The following is a 22,330-nucleotide window of genomic DNA, read 5'->3' as shown; positions in this document are numbered from 1 at the left end:
GATTTTCACGCCGGGTTGAGCGGCGCTAGTTGAGCCGTCCTTGCTGCCGCAGCCGTGTACCAATCCGCTGTATTTCCGTTTCGCCCTGCGCCAGAGCTGCCTTGCTCGTGTGAACCGAGTAGTTACCTGTTACTAGGTCGTACGGATGCTTTACCGCCGAGCCCATCACGAAAGAGCAATCGCCTTTCGCGATGAAGTTGATGTGGTGCTCTGACTCTTCGAACACAGCTAATTCGCCGACATTGACCAACCCTCCTGCGTCCAGACTTCCAGAACTCACAGCGAGCCAAGCAATGTTGTGGCCGGATGGAGGGGTGTAATGCCAGTGCTCACCGTCTTTTAAACTCACGGCGAGATAGTTCATTTCACTCGGCACTTCAATCAGGCTTTGGGCTGCCCCGTAACGTCCCAATAGCAAACGCGCGGGGCCCACTTGAGGAACTTGCGACGGCGCAAGGTAGACACTCATCGCGGGTGCGTTTTCAAGAGATGGTGGCAATGCCACCCAGAGCTGGAATCCCTGTATTGCGGACTCGCTTGCTAGCGTAGCGTCGTGCCACACCCCATTGCCGGCCTGCATCCACTCAACACCACCCGCGAGCAGTAAACCGGTCGCCCCAGTGGTGTCCTCATAAGAGACATCCCCTTTTGTCATGAAGGTAACCGTTGCGATTCCTGAGTGCGGATGCATGCCGAAACTCGACTTACTACCACTGGCGTTCAGGCTGAAAATGTCCAGGAAAATAAACGGTTTCAACAGCTCTCCTAGATCACCTGGACTCATAAGCCTCGTTATGGGGCCATGTGTGGTTCCTTCAGTACGATGGACAATGGCGCGTGGTCGAACTACTACGGTGGCGGTCATATGCTTTCTCTTTGTTCTTCCTTGCCGACAGACGATGTCGTCGAGCGGAGTTCCGGCTGGCTGGACTGGATGTGGATTAACTCGTGATGCCGAAAAGCCTTGACGGTCAGCCCGTAGGAGAATCCGGCAACTGAAGATCAGCTGCAGCAATGACTGAAGGATATGCGTCTATTGATTGCTTTATTAGATGGCATAATTGGATTGAAATGATCCATTTTTGGAGTGGGTGGCAGCAAGATGATCGATCTGAATGACGTCGCATTGTTTGTAAAAGTGGTGCGCAGCGGTAGTTTCGCTGAGGCAGCACGGCAGCTTGGAATGCCCTCAAACACCTTAAGCCGGCGGGTTCAAAAGCTTGAGGCTCAACTCGGTACGAGGCTGCTGCAGCGCTCCACGCGCAAGCTCACACTCACCCAGTCTGGCGAGGCTTTTCATGAGCGATGCTGTGGAGCCGTGGATGGACTGATTGACGCTGGTGAGCAGCTGATGACAGGAAACCAAGAGCCGAGTGGCACCGTGCGCATTGCGGCAATGGCTGATTTTTTCGACTTCTTTCCAATGGAGTGGGTAGCCGATTTTCTCAAGGCGCATCCACGGGTACACGTCGACTTTGTGCTGAGTGATGCACGCGCCGATTTGATCGCTGATCGTATCGACATTGCGTTTCGAGGTGGGGCGTTGCAGGACTCAGGATACGTCGGTCGCCAGCTCCTTGGAGCTGGTAACGAAGGTTTGGTGGCCAGCCCGAATTACCTTAAAAGAAGAGGCGTTCCTACTGAGCTTGGAGATCTGGTCAAACACGATTGCGTGAGCTTTGGCCATCCTAGCGGCTTCACCACCTGGGTTCTTCATGGGCCAAACGATGCGGCGGAAGAGGTGCGGGTCACTAGCCGTTTCAATGGAAACACCGCCCAAGCTTTGCGCAAGGCGACGTTGGCTGGGCTAGGAATTGCCTTGCTGCCGCCCGCCATGACTAAGTCTGATCTTCAGACGGGGCGCCTTGTGTCTGTGCTGCCGCAGTACCATAGAACCGGATACGGCCTGCATGTGCTTTACCCCAGCCGGCAACATTTGCCCTTAGCTGTGTCTGCATTCATTGGGTTGGTGATGGAGAAACTGGAGGGACAAGAATTTCCTGCAACGGCTCTCTCCTGATCCATGCAGCCGTAAAGAGCATGGGATATGCCTAAGAATGACGCAGGCGCATGATGGCATCTGTGATGCCTTGAGCATTCTTGTCCAGCGTCTCCATCGCCCCGATTGCGTTAGCGGCTACATTCTCCGCTCCGTTATCAAGGAGCCACTTAGTCACCTCTTCAATGGCTGCGCAGATTGCATGCTGGTTGTGCAGTAGCAGTGTGAGAGCGTCTGCGGTGGCTATGTTCGCTTCAGAGCTATTTGGCATCGGTATCTTCCTTGATGATCTCGTGCGTAGATCGTAGCTGATCTCTCGCCTGTCCCGAACTCTTCCTGATCTACCCGCAAGGCGGATGGCCTAGACGGCGAGGGTGGTTGAATGTTTGCTCAGGTCAACGAGATTGCAGGTCGACCGATTCAATAGCCGACGATGTCATAACCTTCAACAATGCGTCTCCCGACTTCATATTGACCTTGGCCTGACTGGGCTTAAATTTCGTGTAGCTGGCACCAGGTTGTGCCTCTAGAAAATGCGCTCCGAGCGTCAGACCAAAGTAGGCGATCTCTCCAGGATAAAAGTCCGCTGCAGGCTTTCCGTCTAACAAAAATCTAACGCCACAACCTGCTTCAAGTCGTGACCCGAGCATTACGGCAAGCTGGGCATCAGATTTTTTTGAGTAATTATAAATTCGGGATGCGGGAACCCGATCAGCGCTCTCGTGCGATATTTTCATGGAGGTGCAGCCACATAGTGAGACAACTGCCACAAGGAAAATGAATTTCTTCATTCTGTTCCCTCATGTGATTTGAGCTGTCATGCCTTACGACAAACCCAAGGCTAGGATCTTGAGTTTTTTTTCAGTAGCTAGGTCAAAATACTCATCCAGAGCTTCTCCCTGATCTGCGGTTATCCCTCCCGCGCAAATCAGTCCCTGCACAAACCCATTAGCTCGTGCGCCACTTTTGACGACCAGAATCATCGATCCCGCGAACTCAATATCAGAGATGATTTTCTTAACCTGCCGTCGGACGACCTCAGGTAAATCATTGGTAGCGTCGTTCATAGTCGGCTCCGCTTGCTTTGCTACCGCACCCCTTCGGCGGTTGTAGTTTTTGAATATCATTCGTAATACATGACCGAGGTCACAGAGTGGAGGTTCAAAGACATTAACCTTTCTCCCGATGCATCCAGGCCATCAAAGTCATCGTTCGGGAAGCCAGCATAACTATCACCACCATGAGCACCGATCAGCTCATCAACAATCCGCTGCTGCACTGTGCGCAACAGTCATTAGCGTTGCCCCCCCCCCGATTCTGAAAGCGAGGTAGCCCCATATAAAGGGGGGCTTTGTAGGAGGAACCGTAAATGCGGACGATTGGTGTCATTGGAAGCGGAATGATCAGCAGCCAGCTAGCACGATTGGCGTTTGCTGCTGGATACAACGTGATAATGAGCAATTCACGGTTGTCCGACACACTTAGCGAACTCGTAGCTGAGCTGGGTGAAAGTCATGGATGACGAGTAGACGCTTCCTGACAGTCCCTACAGCTCATCATCATTGAACTAATCATCAGGCGCACGCCCCTAAAGTCGTGCTGGTAGCCACTCGACCAGGGCTGTATGGAACTCCCCACTCACACGCGAAGGTCTGATGAATCATGAAGAGCGAACAGGTAGAAGGTGTAGCAGAAAAGCTGGCCGGCAAGGCGCAAAGCGCGGTCGGAAAACTGATTGGTGATTCGAAGATGGAGGCTGAAGGTGCGGGACATCAAGCAGCTGGTCAGCTGACTAAAACCTACGGCGATACACTGGATAGTGTATCCACGTTCGTTAAAGAAAAACCCGTAGCCGCACTCGCGATTGGTGCTGCAGCGTTGATCCTGATAAATCGCATTTTTCGTCGTTGAACGTGTAGGAGGTGTCTCCTGCTAGGTGACACCTCTTGCTAACGTCATTCCCCCTCGCACTCCCGCTACAGTTTTCTACCAGAAGGGTGTGGGGACGATAGGCTTACAGCCGCTTTAGCCTCCTGCAACCGTTGTTCGGCGTACATAGCCGAATCGTCATCTGGCAGCGGATAGCCTGCTGCTGATAGAGCTGCGGCGCGCTCTTCAATGAGCAGACGCTGGGGATCGTGAGCGACTTAATAGGCTCTGCCCGACACGTGCCAAGTGGGATCCAGTCGTGGCTCCTCTGGGGCTGACCGGCTTACTCTCCAACCGGCTTCGTCGGGATCTTTCGATAGCAGGTAACCACCACAATTGGGCACGTGGTTAGCGATCTCATAATCACGCCAGTCCAACATAGCTGCGCCATCAATGCCGAGCGGCTTGCGATCAATAAGCCAGGCTACAGCATTGATAACCTGACCATGCGAAAACGCTACGATGTCTTGGGCGGGATGTTCAGCAAGACGCTCCAAGAAAGACTGAGCTCTAGCTATGAAATCCAGAAATGACTCAGCGCCTTCACCATCCGTGAAACCAGGATCTGCTTTGGCCCAATACGCCTCCACCCATTCGCGCCGATCAGCGACGGTTGTGCCAGTGCACCGTGCGGGTTCAAGGTAGGTGAATTCTTGGATGGGCCAAGTTTCAAAAGGCATATGAGGAAACACCGCTGCTGTCGCCATAGCGGTTGAATGCGCTCGGGTGAAAGGCGAGGCAACGATCAGAGCCAAATGATGGTTGACCGACAGAGCCACCAAGTGTGCTTGCTCGAATCCTTTCGGAGTCAGAGGAATGGTCGAGTGATCTAAAGTGGCTTGGCCCGCGTTCGCAGCGCTCTCTCCATGTCGTATAAGTCTCACATGCTTCATTTACGAAATACTCGCACAGATTCAGCCATCATTTCTCTTCGATCCCAAGGTTCCTTCCTCAATGGCCATCTATCAAGTGACCAACCCGTATTGTCCATCCCGCGACTGCACCTTCCAACAGAAATATGGACAGACAGGATGACTACACTCCATTGCGCAGTGCTGAGGTATCCCTGGTGTTTCTTCCGTCGATGGAAATAACCAGAGCAAGCGGAGCGCGCAGGCCAGTAAGGCCGGAGACGCGAGGATGGAAGCCCAGAGGGCCATGACTTGGCGTCAGCCGTGGCATGGTTTACGACAGCCGACCCGAGACACCGATCATTGGTAGAGGTAGCTACCGCTTAACAGCGCAGATCATCAGTGAACGGTTCGTTCTGTCTGCTGCGCCTGTGATGGCCAATCGCATCTTCGGGCCCAAGGCCCGGCTCGTTACTAGCCCAGCATTTCCTTGACGATCGAGGCCACGTTCCTCGCATCGTCGATACCTCGATGATAAGTGCCCTGCCAAACTAAGCCTAACGACTCAACTGTTAGCTTCAGACTTTTCGGCTGATCATCGTATAGTCCTTTATGCCATTTCCTGACGTTGAAGTGCTGCAGACCGGAGAGCAGGGAAGGGCACGCAGCTAATCCAGGATCGCGCACCAGCTGCCTTGCATCGTAGTCACCCCAAGACGCCCAAGCAGCATCTGGATACCGGGCAATGAATGCTCCCAGCTCCTGGCCAACTTCCACATAGGTGCTTGCGTTGTCCACGTCTGCTTGTTGGATGGATGTCAGCTCTCGGCAGAAGTCAGTGAGGACAGGATTGATCTGCGGTCGGACGAAACGCTGAAACTCGTCGACGACTTCAAGCGTTTCCAGATCGATCACCACTAGGCCAATTTCAATCGTCTCCATCTGATCAGGGAGGACTGCGAGTGTCCTTGATGATTCCGACTCACCAACCTCATCGCAGGTTGCCTCAAGGTCTGCGCTATAGAGGTAGCGGTATGGCGCGATGAGGTTCTGGATCGATTGGAGATGAAGGAGTTTTGCTTCGATGCTCATGGCATAGCAGACCTTGCTTGGAACTCGTCGAGATTAACCGCACCATCTATGTCGATTGAATCACTCACTGTCCACAACGAATCGCTGAAAGCGCGGAACACGACATTCCCACAACCATTAGGGACGTGATAATCGATCTCGCACCTGCGCCAATCGATCATAGCTTGGGCATCAACCTGGATCCACGAACTGATATTGCTTGCTGCCATTTTTAAAAGAATTGGTTTCGATAACTCTGAATCTGCCTTGCATGGCTGCTTTCCCTGAAGGTCACCAACCAGGAAATGGATGCTTACCGGTTCTGAGGCTTCTTCAACGACATCCTAGCTCAAGGTGACGCTGACTACTTCCGCGTGTTCGGTCTGGGGCGTCTGGTACTTTCTGCGACCAAGAAGCGCTACAGGCTTGAGATCGAAGACCTCAGCCGCCTGACAATTTTTGCGGTCAAAAAGACGTCGTCCACATGATTTTTGATGGATGAGGGATCGCTCGTATTCGGTCGGCAAGTAATGCTTTCGTCTCAGACGGGTACCATCAGGTCGATGGGTTATGGCATACAGGCAATCGGCGCTGACCATTGTGCGCCGCCACTCATGTATAGGCCAGGGATGACATGGAAGATATCGAACGTCAGATAGCCCAGAGGTACTTCAAGCCAGTCGAGGGCTTTCTGCAGATCTATACCGAAGATCCAGATGGTGAAATGTACGGCTTGCTTCTGCGCCAAGGTGAGGAAATGTGCGCTTTACTGCCTGGCGATAAAGTGACTCTGTACTTCGTGGATGGGGTGAGGTGCCAAGCTTGTGCGGATTCAGAGCTCAAGGTAGTGATGGTATGGAAGGGTATGCTTGATTTGATTTTCAAGCTGGCTTCCTTGGTGACCATACATGCCCAGCCCATGCCGTCAGGATACCAAGCAACTTCTCTGCCTTGGCGTAACGACGTCAAGGTCTGGCTTAGGGGCGGCATCTTCGACTGGGAAAGCCCGGATTACTGGTGGTTGCACGATCCAGTGTACCGGGCAACCTTCAATTCATTTACGCACGCAATCTTCAGCTTCATTCTTTTGCATGAAATCGGTCATTTTCATAACCTCCACGCGGTTCGCCGAGCGGAGCGTGGAGCACAACAGGAGGGTGAGTCGGCAGAAGATCGGGTACGGTTGGAGCAGCATGCGAGAGAGGTCATCGCTGATACCTACGCGTTTCAATTCCTTATGGATGAGCTCAAGCAGAAGTTCTTTGGCGACGAGGACTACCATCCCCAGAAACATATTGAGATTACCGAAGCGTGTTTCACTTTCGCGCTAATTTCTGTATCGGCAACATTCTGGGGCTTCAGCGTAGTTATCCCCATGTATGAGTCGCATCAGGCGAACCTCTATCCTGGGCATGCCTTCCGCCTTCGCACGATTCAGAGCGCAGCGCTGGAACATGGGATAAATGGACTCGAACCAAGCAAAGCTCACTCCCTAGTTTCAAAGGCGATGAAGCAAAGCTTCGGAATTCTGTCAGCTATGTCGGGCGGTGATTTCGTAACGTGGGATCAAGCCCTTCAAGACCCGAGCCATGGCGCTCATTACGAAAAAGTGTGCGAGGAGGTCAATAATTGGTCGAACCCGTTTTATGGCAGCAAAGATTGACCTGCTGTCCTCGCCTGTGAACGCTTGAGCCGAAGGGCTTGCAGGCACTTCTGATGCCTTGAGCACCTTTGGATACAACTTCGTTAGCACCTGGAAGTGTTGGCAAGGAGGGGGCTATGCCCGCTTAAAAACACACGGACTCCATTGGGATTATTGCTGGCATTCCGAGATTGCGGGATTGACTCGTGGACTGACTGGCGTAAATGGCGGCCTATACCGAGCCACGGTCGGTATCGCTTCTGCTCGATCTTTTACACCGATCACCACAGAATGTTGCACCGTCACCTGTGCTCGGTTCCGCCTGAGCACAAAAGCCTTCTGCCAGAGTGAAGTGGAAACCCTATGCAATTCGACGACCAACTCAATACCGTGGATGTGCTCGATCCTGCCCAGCTCAAGCGCATCGAGTCTCTGCACAGAGGCTTCCTGTATCAGCACCTGTATGGGGTGGGCTGCTTGTTTTTGGCGCAGGCTGCGGGTGTCAAAGAGGTGCTGGTCGAGTTGGATGAAGATATCGAACTCAGCACTGATGCCGGGAGAGTCTATATCCAGGTCAAAACACGTTCTCAGCCGCTGATGCCTGGCGACGTTGCAGGCGCATTGGAGCGCTTCGAGCAGATTCGGCAGTCGCATGGGCCTGAGGGTCGTTCTGGGAGTCCAGAGTTCGTGATCGTTGCGAACCAGCCTCTCGGCAGAACGCTTCAAGCGGAGGTAGACGAGGAAAAGACGCCCTCGGATCTGACCTATCTCTATCCCGGATCGAAGGCCCCGCCCCCCGAATACCTTCCGCCCGCGTGGGTGACATTAGAGGAGGCGGCCCAGTGGTGCGTAGACCTGGCTGAAAACCTGCAGTTCTCGCTTCTCTCACCTTCCGCGCTGACTTGGAAAATGGCGGGGTTGGTGATGCTGGCGTCCGCTGGAGGCAACGGAAATGCCAAGCACGGATTCCGCACTTCGGACTTGCCGGGCTTGTTCGAGCAATTGATCGTGCAGCTTCAAGATTTTCCTACGCCGCCTGCCTCCTACAGGCCTCAGCAGAACGAACCTGCACTGGTATCGGCGGAGCGGGTACGGATCATTTGCGGTTTGTCCGGTGCCGGGAAAACGACTTGGGCAGCCTACGCGGCTCTGCATAGCCCTGAACCATGTGCCTACTACGACGTTGGTGACCTCCCTGGGCCCGCGATTGCGAGCTCAATCGTGCGCGAGCTTGCCTCCAAGTACTCCCAAAAAGACCCCGAAGGTATTCGGAAGATTCTCTTGCCTGGTGCTAGCGGTTACGAAGCCATTCGGGCATTCGATCGATTTTTGGAACAGGCTCAGGCGCCCTTGGTTGTTGTTATCGACAACGCGCACCGCGTTCCAGTCGCCCACCTGCGAGATCTGCTGAGCGCGACCCGCCACATCCGTTTTACACTTCTGTGCCAGCCTCATGAAAACGTCCGGGAACTTGAAGCGGTCATGACGTTGCGGCGGGAGACGCTTCTCGGGTGGGATCTGGATACTGTGGCACGGGTGGCCAGTGACGCCGGCGCGTTCGGCAGTGCACGGGCATTTGAGCAACTCCGAACATACTCCGGCGGGTTACCGCTGTTCGTTGACAGCGCCGTTACGGTTGCCCTGTCAGAGTACGGCGGAGACATCGAGGCGCTCTGTGTCGATCTCGGCCAGCAATCGAACGTAGTGGAAACGGCCCAGGAGGTCATCCTGGCTCGCGTTTACGATGGTTTCGAGCAGATTACCCAGAACGCGTTAGCCATTGTCAGCCTTGCTGATACCGGGCTCACGCATGAGGAAGTCGTCCGTTTGCTATCGGCTACGCTCAAGCTATCCCAAGGCGGCGCAGCTGCGGCCATCAAAAAAATCCAGTCCACAGGAACAGTTGAGGTGTTTGGCGCCAAGACACTCAAAGTCCATGACGCTGTCCGTACTCTGGGCTTACGTCACCTGGAGCTCATGGGCGAGCCCGTGATCACTGAGGCATTGGTAGCGCTGAAGGAGCTGCTGATCCGAAGCCTGGAAAAGAGTCGTGATGTTTCGCGGTTTTCGCTGCTCACGCGTGTTTTCATCAGGCTCCACGATGTGATGACCCTGATCGGCCTCGCAGGCGAGGAACTGTTTTACGAGATGGGCATATCGGTCGACATCACCTCCAGCTTGAAGCGGGCACTTGATGCGGACGAACTCAACCCACACGAGGCGTTCTGGGCGCTTGATGCCCTAGTGTTTTCCTACATGCGAGAAGGGCGCTTTGACGAGGCGGCTGAACCTGTCTCGATGATGCAGCAGCTTCTTGATACTCACGGATTCGAGGCCCGCGAGCAGATCGCATGGGCAATGCGAAAAGTACTGCTAGCGTCCGACCAGGGCCGTGCGGACGAGGTTGAACAGGCAGTAGCGTACGCCACCCCGAAAATCCCTGATCCCGACTACCGCCGAGTATTCGATTACAACCACGCGGTCGCACTGTGGAAGTTGAAGCGCCACAAAGCCGCTGAAGCGATGTGCGAGAAAGTGGTCAGTGAATACTTTGAGATCTTGGGACTTACGCATAAAACTGTGATGGGCAAAAATTCGGATGTCCTGTGGGAGGTCATCAAGCGACCACCAAATGTCCATGAACACATCAAGCACCTTGCGGACGCCTTGGAGGTGTACGCCAAAGCTCGCGAAGGCCAGGGATTGAAAGCGTTCCTGCAACGTATCCATGCCATGAAATTTTATGGAATGGTGGAGGGGTACGAGTCGATTGTGCGGGTCGGACAAGACTTGGCTGATGAATTTGTGGGGGTTAAAGACTTCGTGGGTGCAAAGGAGGTCATGGAACAGCATGTCCTGCCGGTCGTTACTGGGGCAGGTCTTATCGGAAGGCTGGTTCAAGTCAGAAGTCAGTATGCGGTGATACTGGCTCGGAGTGGTGATCACCAAGGTGCAATCTCTGAAATCAGGCGGCTAGACCCCTACCTGGAAGGCGTGGAAGATTGGCAGAAGCACGAGCTGCATGGCCAAACTCTACTGATTGGCAGCATCATCAGTGAAAGCAGACGTGTGGCGTTCCGTTCCCAGATGGGAGCAGTCGGTCGCAACGAGCCGTGCCCGTGTCGGTCAGGGCGGAAGTTCAAAAAGTGCCACGGGACATAAGCCCGTCGAGGACTGATGTGCCCGATAGCGACTCGGGCACGCATTCCTTGCCAAAGTTGGTCAGTTCAAGCTCGCTGACCAGTCGATCCGCAGGTTCTGACTAGGTCGTCGATCGAGTGACCGACGCCCTCTAAATCCGGAACTCGTAAATTTAGGCTTGTTCGCCTGGTCATCAAAGTCGGTAGAGGGCCATGCCCTTTTCCGACCTCCAAGTCTTCGCTAACTGCCAAAGCGGCCCGCATCGTTGGAGCCGTGTTTGTCGTCTTTTACAAAATCGGCGTCGCGTCCTTCCCAAGCATTAGGCTCGTAGGTCAGCCACAGCCCGAGCACGTCCTGGTTTCTTTCAAAAAACCGTTTGAAGGGCCGTATTTAAATCGTCGCGCAAGATGACCGGGTGGATGTGACTGCCCTTTATCACTCGTCTCTGTTCCTTTACACCCCACGCGCGCAGATGGCCAGTCAAAGGACTGTGCTTGCACCGTGCAGATCCTCGAAAACCACCTACGCTAATGCGGGCCTCTCGCCATCATTTAATCCTTTTTGGCACAGAAGCCCCGAGGGTGCACCCGATTGGTTACAGGTCTGTTAACCCTTTCCCACCAGCCAAGCTGCGGCATGTGCACCGCTGCTTCTCATGGACACGAGAGAGATGATCGAGTCTATCAGCCTCAAAAAGATTGCAACTTATAGCCCTGACACCCCGGAAAACCTAACCGAACTCAAAGCGGTTAACGTCATCTACGGAGCAAACGGCGCGGGTAAAACAACCCTCAGTCGTCTGATTGCTGATCCTGGGATATCAGCGGATTGTACGGTGCGCTGGAAGAACAATATTCCCGTCCCTGCCTTGGTCTATAACAGCGACTTTATTGCCGATAATTATAGTGACTCCAAGAACCTCAAGGGTGTTTTTACTCTTGGCAAGACGGAGCAGAGCCAGAAAGATCGACTGGAACAACTCAAGGATGACTGTAAGCGTTTCGAGCAGCAGCGAGACAGAACATTAGTCCAGCTCAACGGTGAAGATGGAACAAGCGGAAAGCACGCGGAACGTCGGGAGCTGGATGCGAGACTAATTTCCCGCTGCTGGGATCAGAAGATCAAGCATGATGAAGTCTTTCAGGGCGCGTTTAAAGGAGTTCGCAGTAGCCGGGATAGCTTTAAAGCAAGAGTGCTCCAGGAAAACTTGAACAATAAAGCATCCTTGCTAAAGCTGGAAAAGCTCACTGATAAGGCACTGGTGCTCTATGGCGATGCGCCAAGTGCCCTTGTTGCTGTGCCCAGCATAGACCCGACATCCCTTATCGCCCTTCAGTCCGACAGGATTCTTGCAAAGAAGATAATTGGTAAAGGTGATGTTGATGTGGCTGCCCTCATTGAGCGTCTAGGCAATAGTGACTGGGTTCGTCAAGGTATAAAGTTTCTGGAGCACAGTGATGACCATTGTCCTTTCTGTCAGCAGGCTGTCTCGCACGACTTCGAAGCACATTTAAGTCAATATTTCGATGAGACGTTTGAAACGGATGTGAAGGCGCTGAAGGAATTCAGTGACCTCTACTTTTTGAGAGCAAATGACCTCGTAGCGCGCGCACAAACTTTACTGGACAATGATTACCAGCATCTAGAAAAGGAGGTCTTGGGTCTAGAGGTTAAGGCGCTTGAAGCCCTGATAAAGGTTAATGTTGAGCGAATTGTCAATAAGATGGCTTCGCCAAGTCTGGCGGTTGAGTTGGAGTCGCTCAGTGACCTGGGCGAGAAGCTCACTAAGCTTATTGCAGATGCAAACAAAAAAATAAGTGAGCATAATCGGCTTGTCACCGGCTTCAGTACCGAACAATCCAATCTGACATCGGAAGTATGGAAGTACCTGCTTGAGACTGAACTGAAGCAGACGCTTTCAGAGTATACGGCTGATACTGGTCGTCTTGATAAAGCTATTGAAGGGTTGACTAGAACTTTAGACAAGGCCAAGGGCGATATTTTGCAAGCAAATGCTGATATCGCCACGATCGAAGCTTTGCTCACCAGTGTTCAGCCTACCGTAAAAGCCATTAATGAGTTGCTCAGAGATTTCGGGTTCCGAGGATTCTCGCTGGCGGTTGCCCCTGGAGAAAATTCTTATAAGCTCCTCAGGTCAGATGGAACGGATGCGCGAAAGACATTGAGTGAAGGTGAAAAGACTTTCGTCACATTCTTGTATTTCTACCACCTGCTAAAGGGCAGCACTACGACATCTGGGGTTACCACTGAGCGAATCGTGGTTATCGATGACCCTGTTTCCAGCCTGGACAGTGACGTTCTCTTCATTGTTAGCAGCTTGATCAAACAGATTTTCACTGAGGTGCGTCAGGCTAACAATGTTATTCGGCAGATTTTCGTGCTGACCCATAACGTTCATTTCCATAAGGAAATCACCTTTAGTCCGCTCCGTCGTGGTACCAAGGCGTGGGGTGACGAGACCTTCTGGGTTGTCCGCAAGCCGGATCATCACACGAAAGTCGAGGGTCACGCGCACAACCCCGTCAAAACGTCATATCAGCTCTTGTGGGGAGAGTTGCGTAAGAATCCACTGCCGACATTGACGCTGCAAAATACCATGCGCAGGATTTTGGAGAACTACTTCAAGATCTTAGGTGGCATCGACACCGATAAGCTCTTGGAAAAGTTCGACGGTCACGAGAAGGTACAGTGCCAGTCTCTGATCAGCTGGGTCAACGACGGATCGCACTATTCTCCAGATGATTTGTTCGTGGCCATTGGCGACAAGATGGCGACCAGCTACATGAAAATCTTCTTCAAGATTTTCAAAGCGGCCAATCACTTGGCGCATTACGAGATGATGATGGGTGAGGACTACAAGGATCTCACGGCTGACGATGTCGTGGCTGAAGAAGGTAGCGACGCTGATGGCGATTCTGACGCCGGGTCTCAAACAGAGGTGGCGAGAGGAGAAACGCTTTTGGCTGCAGCCCACATTCCGATAGCCGAGGAGCCAATTAAGGTAGATTCATTACCTGGTACGGCACCTCTGGAAGCAGACCTGCCAAAGCGAGCACAACGTCAAGCGATTGAGCCAGGACTTCTTCTCCCTGACACACCTAACGCCCCGAACACTGTTGGCGAACCAGGCACGCCTCGCATACCTGAACCACCCGAAGCACCTGGCGATGACCAAGACCCAGATTCGATACCGTTCTGACCTCATCAGCCCAGCGCACCGCCTCGTGTGCTGGGTACTCAGGCCGACGGCAAATGGATCAGCGTCTGCCCAATCGTCCATGCTCTTACCCGATCACATCATGGCGTGTTCTTGAACGTGTTGTATAAATGGAGCGACGGTAGATCGGTATTGAACGCACCGAGCTCCCGCAGTAAGACCTCCGCATCCATTAGGGTCAGTTCGATACCTTGCTTAGCAATGTTCGGTGAGTCGAGGCGATTTTTGGCTGGTTTGGAAAATTTAGAAGTTGTCACAAGATAAGCACTATTGACACCGAGGGCGACTTGCACGCCTAGGAGCCTATCCACGATGCCGATTCCAACCGTGCCTTTATAGCGCTTGCATTCAACAATTGCTTGCTTGCCTGTGGAGTTTTCAAAAAGATAAATATCGACGCCTCCATCCGCAGATTTCTTAGTGAGCCTAGTTTGCCAACCTAAACTTCTAAAAATCTCTGCAACGAGTTCCTCGAACCGCCGAGGCGTAATGGAATATATATCTGTGAACTTACGCTTTAGATGAGAGGCCAGTTCTTCTAGAGCAATATTTTGATCAGAGATTTCAAAGCTTTTAAGCTCTCTAAAGGTGGCCCATCTGCCACTTCTCAGCGCCATCTCGGCGTTATAATGGGATACCCACCGACGTCTAGCCCAGCCACACAGGCTGCAGGAAGCCTCTCGGTAGTACTCTATATGCCTATTGTTTTCTTGATCTGGTGGACAGGTATCTGAGTCTGCCTTGGTGAGTGGATTTGAGCAGTATACACAAACTAGACTCTGCTCCCAGATGGCACGATTTTGATACCATTCCTGTGCCCACTCCCGCCAAACGAATAATTGTGGGGAACCATCCTGCTCATAGTGAGGCGGGAGGATAATCTCTAACGGTTGTGGGCCGGCGGGATTGATAAGTTCCAGCTCATCAGCAGAAAACGCGGCAATCCATTCGGCATCCCCATCGTCGCAATATTTTGCGACCATGATTCCTCGTTCTTGAAGGCTCTCATTAATGCTAGTGACGACTGCCTCATCGCCCGGTATAGGGCGTCGCGTGCTGGATCTGTCTAGCAAGTCGATAATCAAACTGGGTTCGCGTAGCACCCTCACTTCCGCATAAGGGATCAGGCCAGCTTCTACGAAGTTTTTAAGCATGTTTAATGGGCTTAATCGTCAGTGTGGGGGTTTTCCACTAGGTTTACGTTGGAGCTTTCGTGATCAGATTTTCTGTAATGATTGTGACCGAATCGAAAGCGATTCTCCAGAAGGTGATGAGCACGTCCGGTCGCAGTGGATGATAGCGGTGGCAAAGCTGACGAGCTATAAGAAGGCAGAGAGTTACTCGGCTTATCTGAAAAGCCAGATTGAATACGCCAAGCAACGCCTCAAGGTCGATGAGAGACCCAACCTTTCCACCATGAACAACAACGATCTGAAGCTTCTAAGCAATACTTTCGGCTACACCATGCCGAAGGTACTTGGACTACTGGAAGATGAGGTTCGCTTGCACGCCATCAAGAATGGAATTCAGACCAAAATTGACTACAGCTACGCCCGAATGACTTTTGAGAGCCTTCATCTTCCTGCAGGCCTGAACGCGCTTGAGGAGATAGGCATTCCAATCCAGACGCTACACCGTATCTCTGCCCTTCTCGATTTCCCAGACGGAGCGGGGATGGATGAGCTAGCTGAACACCTTCTGAATAACGAGTAGGCCTGAAAATTCATTGGTTACGTCGACCAAAGTTTCATCAGGCGTGCGCTAGGCAAAAACTAGCTTCAGTGATGGGTTTGTTGGTGCCGATACGATTTTGACCCAAGTGGCTGATTTTGAATGACCCGTCTGAAGCCTCTGAGGGATCGAGCAAGTCCATCGCTACAGTACATTAGGGTGGCAATCGAGTTCGGCAACTCGGGTCAAAATTTCATCAGAGCCAACAAAGCTAGGGGGAGAAGCACAATGTGGTATTTTCTGGGGGCAATGGCTAAATAAGACTTTGTAGCTTCTGATTCGTAGTATTTAAGAAAAACGCTGGTCATGGACGTGTCGGGTATAATTATGAATTTGGATTGGTTGGAAGAAAGATTATCTTCATATGGTTCGGGAGGGTACTATCTTCTCGAAACTTTTTTGATTCGCCTGCTGGCACTAGAGGCGGAAAGCTGTGGTCAATCGATATCCATTCCAGATAATAAATTTTCGGCGATGGACGCTTTTGCTCCGAACGGTATAGGCGATCTTAAACAGCCTTTGGAAGTAGAGGTCACGTACGCCCTGAACTCGGAAAAGTTTAAAAAACTTTTGAGTAAGTTTAGTCATCGCCGGCAAGGGACTGATCATGGTCTCTTGATTGTTGCCCCGAAATACTCACAGGGAAAATCTAAATATCTTCCTCCAGAGCTCGAGTTTCTTCCGTCTCCAATATACATATGGGGCGCTGAAAAAATTCAAATATTACTTGATAAGCACAAGGCTGCAGTCGAGGTTCTAATTGAGAATTTATTTTCAATCAGGTTTAAAGAGGCTGTTTCTAGGGATGCGAAGTATTGGAGGGATGAGCGTGACACTGTTATTGAAGCTGTAGCGGAACATTACCAGTCCGGTAGGTTTTCATTGATGCTTGGAGCGGGTGTTTCTAGTAGTGCAGGGCTTCCTGACTGGGATACTCTTCTTAATTCACTATTTGTATCTATGCTTGCTGATGAAAAACTCGGAGAGGGGGATAGCAGCAGAGAGCAGGTCGCCCTGATCGTCCAACGCTTGAGAAGCGTTGATGGGCCATCGTCTTTGATGCTGGCGCGCTACGTTCGCAAAGGTATGGCCTCTGGCTCACAATCTGAGCAGTCAATTTTCATCGAATCTATTACTAAACAGCTTTACGAGCTTAGAGATCCAAACCGAGAGCTTGAGTCGCAGCTTATCAGCTCCATTGCTGGATTGTGCACGCCGACGCGGATCGGGGCGAAGGTTAGATCTATTCTGACGTATAATTTTGATGATCTAATCGAACGCGCTTTAATTAAGCGAGGTCTGGGTTTCAAAAGCATATTTGAAGAATTTGAGATGCCCGGCGCTGAAGAGCTACCTGTCTATCATGTGCACGGTTTTTTACCGGAGGACAGATCTGCTTATTCCAATCTTGATCGAACTACGATGGTTTTTTCAGAGGAGGGATATCACCAAATTTACGGTGAGGCATATCATTGGTCAAACCTAGTGCAATTGAGCAATCTCAAGGATACAGTATGCCTCATGATAGGCCTCTCCTTGACAGATCCTAACTTACGCCGACTACTCGAGATTAGCGCTAAATCATTGGAAAGACCAAAGCATTTTGCTTTCATGCGGAGGTTGAGTCTGGAAAGGTTTTTTAAGGATGACCGAGGGCGAGTGTTAAAAATTCCCTCTGAAGTATTGAAGCGCTTTCTGGATAGGCACCATAGTCTCAATGAGGAGTTGCTGAAGGAGCTAGGTGTGAATGTGATCTGGTATGAAGACTATAATGAGATACCAGAAATCCTTAATCGTATTCGCAAAGGAAGATTATTGGCATAGCTTAGGACTTTCTGAAAATTCCGCTTATTTGTGTCGGATTTCAGCATTCTAGGTGCTAACTACAAGGAGATTTTTCATCTCCAAACTCGCAGAATTCTGCAAGCTCGAAAAGCACCGTTCTATCCAAACCAGCCCAACGATTCCACCGTTTGCTCGGGTGATTTACGTCGATCATCATATAAACTGGAATGCCATTTCCTATGATTGAAATGGGGCAAGCCTTCGAGCAGGGAAGGGCGGGCAGAAAAGCCGGCATCTCGTTTAAGCTGCCTTGCATCATGGTCTCCCCACGAGGCCCAGGCAGCGCTCCACTGTGTCTGGGGGCCTGCGCCTCGCAGCTAGCCCATCATCGTTTATAAATAAGGCGGAAAGAGCCACAGTCCTGCTATCTGATCGGACGAGCCTGCTAGCCGCAAGGCTGGCCCGGCTTTAAGGAGCTTCGCCTCGCACCGCAGCCATTCTGTATGTTGTCACCCTGCCAGTAACCCTGGGCTAAGATGAGCCTGTAACTAGGCCACCATTACACAAGGATAGTTTTGGGTATGACGTACATTAACTTGCCCAGTAATCAGCAGGCTGCAATCAGCGACGTCGACGAAACAGCGCTTCGGGCAGCAGTGCGCAAGTGCCTGGATGAAGAGCGAATAGGGCCGATTCAAGGCCTTGGGCTCAGTGACTGTGGCCCCTATATAGGCACCGAGCTTCATGCGTTTCAACAAGCGATCGCTGAGTACAGCAAGGCCAAGGCCCATGCCAAGCGCGAACGAACTCGGCAAGATGCGCTGCACGCCGGCAGTGACCTCGTTCATGCGGTACAGCAGATGAAGAGCCGGCTCGAAACTGAGCGCCTAGAGGGGGAGCTGTTCTTCATCGAAGACCAGATCAGGCCGCCTTTCCATCTCAGCAAGCGGCTATCGGTGCCCGTGGCGTTCCGCTGGCGAGCGTCTCCGTCTGCGGACTGGAAGTACGGGCACCTGACGTTCGTCTACGATTTCTCCCCTCAGCCCAGTTATACCTTGCCGCTGCCCAAGCGCAAACCCAGCGAGGCGCAGGTAGCGAGGGATCTCGAAGCCAGTCGGTACCGAGAATGGGAGCGCTTGAAGGCTCAGGCCCTCTTCTCTATGAGGGGGTTCTTCCGCGATGGTGGTGACGGTGATGCTGTGCCTGAGGTGTTCGCGGTGAGACCTAGTCCCTACGGTGGGGGCTTGAATAACTTCAGCTGCAATTTTTGGCAGGCCGAGATGCCAGCACTATAAATTCGAGTAAGCATCAGCCTCGGTAGGGGCTGGTGTATACGACCGTCCGCTCACCCAGTGTGCGCAGACGTTCCCATGCATCGTGTACCGCACACCATCACGATGACGTCGAGCCCTGCATTAACCTAGGGCCAGAGCGTTGATCGTAGCCGGGCAGTGCCAGTGGTCATTTCAGGAGTGGACGATGGAAAAGGAACAATCGGCTACCAAGATAACTGCTCCCAAGCCGCAAGACTTTCTGCGAGCGAGACGTCCGGAGCAGTTCTCGGACTCTTTAAAGCTACAGGAGTCGACTATTGATCGCTCCATGCTGGAGTATCACTTCGAGACCCTGAACAATCGAAGCCAAGAGCTTGAGTTCGAGATATTCGTACGGAAGCTTTGTGAGCGAGAAATTTGCCCCAACCTAGTTGCCCAGACCGGCCCTACTGCGGGTGGGGACGGTAAAACCGATACCGAGACGTATCCTGTAGCCAGCCAAATCGCCTTTTTCTGGGGATTAAACGAGGCCCCGGAGTCCGAGCGATGGGCATTCGGTGTCAGCACCCAGAAAGATTGGAGGGCAAAATGCAGAAAGGACGTCGAGAGCATCATGTCGACAGGGCGTGGCTACGTTCAAATCTTCTGTGTCACCAGCCGTTTCATCAAGAACAGCTCCAGAGCAGAGCTTCAAGACGAGCTTTCCGAAAAGTATGGCGTCAAGGTCACAATCCTCGATCGTACTTGGCTGCTTGATAAAACACTGCAGCCTAAGAATCAGCAACTCGCCATCGATCACCTAGGTCTTACAGGCAGCATTGAAAGCAAAATTCAGATCGGCCCATTCGACGCTGACAAGAAAATTCAGCTCACAGAGATCGAACGCCGGATCGAACAGATTGAAGATCCGGGCCATCTGACGCTCTCCCAGGTCGACCTCTACACCAAGCGGGCCATCATTTACAAAGAGCTGGAACATGATGCCGTTGCTGTGGAGCACCAGTTCAATATTGCTGTGCGGACAGCGAAAAAGTTTGGTACCCAGAGACAGCATTTCGACGCCCTTTACCAGCTAACTTGGGCCGCGTACTGGTGGCTGGAAAATGCCGCTCTCTTTGAGGAAACCTTTGAGAAAGCGCTCGGCGTGGCCCGAGAGACCGACAATGTTGAGGTGTGGGAAAAAGTCGTAACGTTGTTCAATCTGGTGATCACCACTCATCGAGACGGTAAGTGTACCCTTGATATGGACTCCATCGAGGCCACCATTCGAGAGAAGCTGAACTCGATAGCCGACAACTCGGACATGATAAGCGGCGCATTACAAGCCAAGACCTCTCTGGCGCTTCTGGATCTGCTTGTTGCCGAAAATGAGGAGCAAGCCACTAACACCTTCCGTTCTTTGAGCGAAATCGCTGATAGTGCTCATAAGCTGATTGGCTACCCTATGGCTCGTCTCGTCAACTTGCTCGAAGAACTCGACGTGGCCTTTGGAGATCTCAAGGCCTACGAAGATCTCATGGATAAGCTCATTGATGATGCGGGTGAACGGGAAAATAGCCGGATAAAGGCAGATAAGTACCTGAGACGAGGAGCGCTGAGCAGCGATAAACAGGATTACTACAGGGCGATCAAGTGCTTCGGGTTATCCCTGTCTGGGCTGTATAGCAGTGAAAGCAAGGCGGAAGTCTTCGCTGCCCTTTATATGTTGTCCCATGCATACGATAAGCAGGGCCTGCTGTGGGCTGCGCGCGGAGCAGCGCTGATGGCAGCTTATGTGATCACCTCTGACGCACTGAAGGAACAGCGAAGCAGTTCTAAGCAAGCTGCTATTTACCAACGACTCATGTGGATCGAAGGTCAACTAGGTCGTGTGAGTCAGTCTTTGACTTGGTACCACTTAGCTCAACTTGTCTCTCAAGCGGTGGATGAAAAGCTGTGGACAGAAAATCAGAAAATGAATTATGAGGTTCTGATTGGTCAGCTATTTCTCAATGCTGATTTTTCAGACGTTGAAAGAATAGCCTGGCTGCCGGACAAGCTGAATCAGTTGGATCTAGGGCTCAGTGCAGATGCGCTATTGGTATGCTTAGGACATGAAGATAAAGCGGGGCCTGAGGGTGAGCCAATTGATTTTCACCTTATGAACATGTGGCGCAGTATCGATATGGGCGCTCCGGTGGCCCCGCTCGACCTTTATCTGGATCGCTGGACAACCATAAGCTCCTGTATTCTGGGTTGTAAGGTGTCTGTGTCCTTCCCGGTAAAATCTCCATGCATTGAGTTAGCGCAGCAATTGCTGGCTGTGCTGGAGAGCTTCTGCGCACCGATGATGGCAGATCATGCAACGGCTACAGTGCCCGCCGTGAACATTGATATCTTATTGGAAGATGAGGATGGCTTCATACTGCAGCACAGCTTCGACACCGCTGCGCAGGTGACCTCTGCTGAGATCCTCTGTTCACCGTTCAGCATTGCTAGTTTGACCGATGAACAACGAGATGCGATCAGGCAATTTTACAGTGAATTCTGCCTTCACTTTGTGTCCATTATTTGCCCTCAAATAAGCTGGTCGAAAATCGAAGAGATGCTTCGGGAAGACAAGGCCTTGGAGCGATCAGTTGTCTTCAATTGTAATATTGGATTGGACAGCTATTTTATGGGGCGTAATGCTGTCCCAAGCATCGAGTCTCATCAGGATGATGCCTTAGAATTTTACAAGCCAACTCGGCGCGTAACTTGGCATGAGCACCACAATGTAGAACCTATGGACTGGCCCTCTAAATCTGATGAGCCTGAGGAGCGTCCAAAACATCCGTTTCAGTTTTCAACAATGAAGCATAGAGAGCTTAAAGTTGTTTCTATCATCCAAGAAAGCCTGTGGAGTCAAGCGGGCTGGAGGGGTTTAGGCTTTCAGACATGCGAAGGCGAAATTCCAGTGCTGATATTCGGCTTCGAGAATGCCGCTATCGGACATAAGATATTCGAGAATATCGCAAAAACTATCGCAGACAAAGATTCCAACAATACGTTGCGCATCGCATTAATACGGGGCATTGACAGTCAGAATCCCGCGCATTATCGCGTGGCGGTTACAAGTGATCTTGATCGATCTGAAGATGGGTCTTTGAGAGTCCAAGCGGGACTGTCTAGACTACATACTATGACGCCAAGTTCCTCTGAAAATATTGACAGATTTTTGAAGGATTACGAAGTACACAAGAAGTGTCATGTCGCTACAGTGAATTCCAAGGGCAAGCTCGTTAGCCATTTGATAACTTCTGGCGTCGTTGTCATGTATGCTTGGGAGATCGATGAAAACGACCAGGAGATTTCGGCGATCAAGCCTGACGACGATATCTTTGTTCCGGCAGGCGTGGAAAATCCTCCAATCAGCCGTGCGCTGGCGAAGCTTCGTTCATTTGAAAACAGGTAAAGGTCATACTCGCGGCCTAAGCCAAGCGAAAACCCATCGCGGTCAAGACGAAGGGGGATCAGCAGGATTGGCTGCCCCGCTAGGGAAATGCCTGAAGATCAGAGCTGTGTTCCAGCCGAGATTCCTTCCGCAACGATGGTGATTGCAGCGGCATAGCCCAGTCACATTTGCCCTGCCAGGCCAGCGCTGCAGAGACTTAGGCGACTACCGCTGCACTTTCTGGAAGCTGCCCTTCC

Annotated in this window: 17 protein-coding genes; 10 read left to right on the top strand and 7 right to left on the bottom strand. The window is 51.9% G+C overall.

What is annotated here, in order from left to right:
* Positions 1-25 precede the first annotated feature (25 nt).
* Positions 26-865 (bottom strand): pirin family protein, encoded by an 840-nt coding sequence (locus HX824_RS26090; protein WP_177055419.1) that lies wholly within the window; start codon positions 863-865, stop codon positions 26-28.
* A 237-nt stretch (positions 866-1,102) separates the two neighbouring features.
* Here HX824_RS26090 and HX824_RS26085 point away from each other — a divergent pair, with 237 nt between their 5' ends.
* Positions 1,103-2,020 carry a LysR family transcriptional regulator gene (locus HX824_RS26085; protein WP_177055418.1) on the top strand — a complete coding sequence of 306 codons (918 nt, stop codon included), beginning with the start codon at positions 1,103-1,105 and terminating at the stop codon, positions 2,018-2,020.
* A 31-nt stretch (positions 2,021-2,051) separates the two neighbouring features.
* Here HX824_RS26085 and HX824_RS26080 read toward each other — a convergent pair whose 3' ends face one another.
* The 3 genes from HX824_RS26080 to HX824_RS26070 form a co-directional block, all read right to left on the bottom strand.
* The gene (locus HX824_RS26080; RefSeq protein WP_064053317.1) at positions 2,052-2,270 is read right to left on the bottom strand and encodes a hypothetical protein; all 219 of its coding nucleotides are present in this window, start codon (positions 2,268-2,270) and stop codon (positions 2,052-2,054) included.
* Between the two features lie 124 nt (positions 2,271-2,394).
* Positions 2,395-2,790, bottom strand: coding sequence for a hypothetical protein (locus tag HX824_RS26075; RefSeq protein ID WP_177055416.1), 396 nt, complete (start codon positions 2,788-2,790; stop codon positions 2,395-2,397).
* A gap of 33 nt (positions 2,791-2,823) precedes the next feature.
* Positions 2,824-3,066 carry a hypothetical protein gene (locus tag HX824_RS26070; protein ID WP_177055414.1) on the bottom strand — a complete coding sequence of 81 codons (243 nt, stop codon included), beginning with the start codon at positions 3,064-3,066 and terminating at the stop codon, positions 2,824-2,826.
* Between the two features lie 302 nt (positions 3,067-3,368).
* On the opposite strand from HX824_RS26070, the gene HX824_RS33030 reads away from it, so the two are divergent.
* A complete protein-coding gene (locus tag HX824_RS33030; protein ID WP_177055413.1) occupies positions 3,369-3,521 on the top strand; it encodes an NAD(P)-binding domain-containing protein in 153 nt (50 codons plus the stop codon).
* A gap of 140 nt (positions 3,522-3,661) precedes the next feature.
* Positions 3,662-3,910, top strand: coding sequence for a CsbD family protein (locus HX824_RS26060; protein WP_058419426.1), 249 nt, complete (start codon positions 3,662-3,664; stop codon positions 3,908-3,910).
* Between the two features lie 236 nt (positions 3,911-4,146).
* On the opposite strand, the gene HX824_RS26055 is transcribed toward HX824_RS26060, so the two are convergent.
* Together HX824_RS26055 and HX824_RS26050 are read right to left on the bottom strand one after the other, a co-directional pair.
* On the bottom strand, positions 4,147-4,821 hold the full coding sequence (locus HX824_RS26055; protein WP_177055411.1) for a histidine phosphatase family protein: 675 nt from the start codon (positions 4,819-4,821) through the stop codon (positions 4,147-4,149).
* A gap of 432 nt (positions 4,822-5,253) precedes the next feature.
* Positions 5,254-5,871: a 3'-5' exonuclease gene (locus HX824_RS26050; protein ID WP_177055409.1), complete on the bottom strand. Its 618-nt coding sequence runs from the start codon at positions 5,869-5,871 to the stop codon at positions 5,254-5,256.
* 613 nt (positions 5,872-6,484) lie between these two features.
* Between HX824_RS26050 and HX824_RS26045 the strand changes: the two genes are divergently transcribed.
* From HX824_RS26045 to HX824_RS26035, 3 genes are all read left to right on the top strand, one after another.
* Entirely contained in the window at positions 6,485-7,513 is a 1,029-nt protein-coding gene (locus HX824_RS26045; protein ID WP_177055406.1) for a hypothetical protein, read from the top strand.
* 342 nt (positions 7,514-7,855) lie between these two features.
* Positions 7,856-10,654, top strand: coding sequence for an AAA family ATPase (locus HX824_RS26040; RefSeq protein ID WP_177055404.1), 2,799 nt, complete (start codon positions 7,856-7,858; stop codon positions 10,652-10,654).
* A 649-nt stretch (positions 10,655-11,303) separates the two neighbouring features.
* Complete coding sequence (locus HX824_RS26035) at positions 11,304-13,853, top strand: AAA family ATPase (RefSeq protein ID WP_177055402.1); 2,550 nt, start codon at positions 11,304-11,306, stop codon at positions 13,851-13,853.
* Positions 13,854-13,951: 98 nt separating this feature from the next.
* Here HX824_RS26035 and HX824_RS26030 read toward each other — a convergent pair whose 3' ends face one another.
* Entirely contained in the window at positions 13,952-14,854 is a 903-nt protein-coding gene (locus HX824_RS26030) for a restriction endonuclease (RefSeq protein ID WP_177055400.1), read from the bottom strand.
* Positions 14,855-15,173: 319 nt separating this feature from the next.
* Here HX824_RS26030 and HX824_RS26025 point away from each other — a divergent pair, with 319 nt between their 5' ends.
* The 4 genes from HX824_RS26025 (at position 15,174) to HX824_RS26010 (ending at position 22,094) form a co-directional block, all read left to right on the top strand.
* Positions 15,174-15,584, top strand: coding sequence for a hypothetical protein (locus HX824_RS26025; RefSeq protein WP_177055398.1), 411 nt, complete (start codon positions 15,174-15,176; stop codon positions 15,582-15,584).
* Positions 15,585-15,929: 345 nt separating this feature from the next.
* Entirely contained in the window at positions 15,930-17,426 is a 1,497-nt protein-coding gene (locus HX824_RS26020) for an SIR2 family protein (protein WP_177055512.1), read from the top strand.
* 542 nt (positions 17,427-17,968) lie between these two features.
* Positions 17,969-18,682 carry a hypothetical protein gene (locus tag HX824_RS26015; protein ID WP_177055396.1) on the top strand — a complete coding sequence of 238 codons (714 nt, stop codon included), beginning with the start codon at positions 17,969-17,971 and terminating at the stop codon, positions 18,680-18,682.
* Positions 18,683-18,866: 184 nt separating this feature from the next.
* The gene (locus tag HX824_RS26010; RefSeq protein WP_177055394.1) at positions 18,867-22,094 is read left to right on the top strand and encodes a hypothetical protein; all 3,228 of its coding nucleotides are present in this window, start codon (positions 18,867-18,869) and stop codon (positions 22,092-22,094) included.
* Positions 22,095-22,330 lie beyond the last annotated feature (236 nt).

The organism is Pseudomonas sp. D4002, from assembly GCF_013385665.1.
GTDB lineage: Bacteria > Pseudomonadota > Gammaproteobacteria > Pseudomonadales > Pseudomonadaceae > Aquipseudomonas.
The sequence above is the reverse complement of the archived record's forward strand: the minus strand, read 5'-3'. Positions and strand labels throughout refer to the sequence as shown.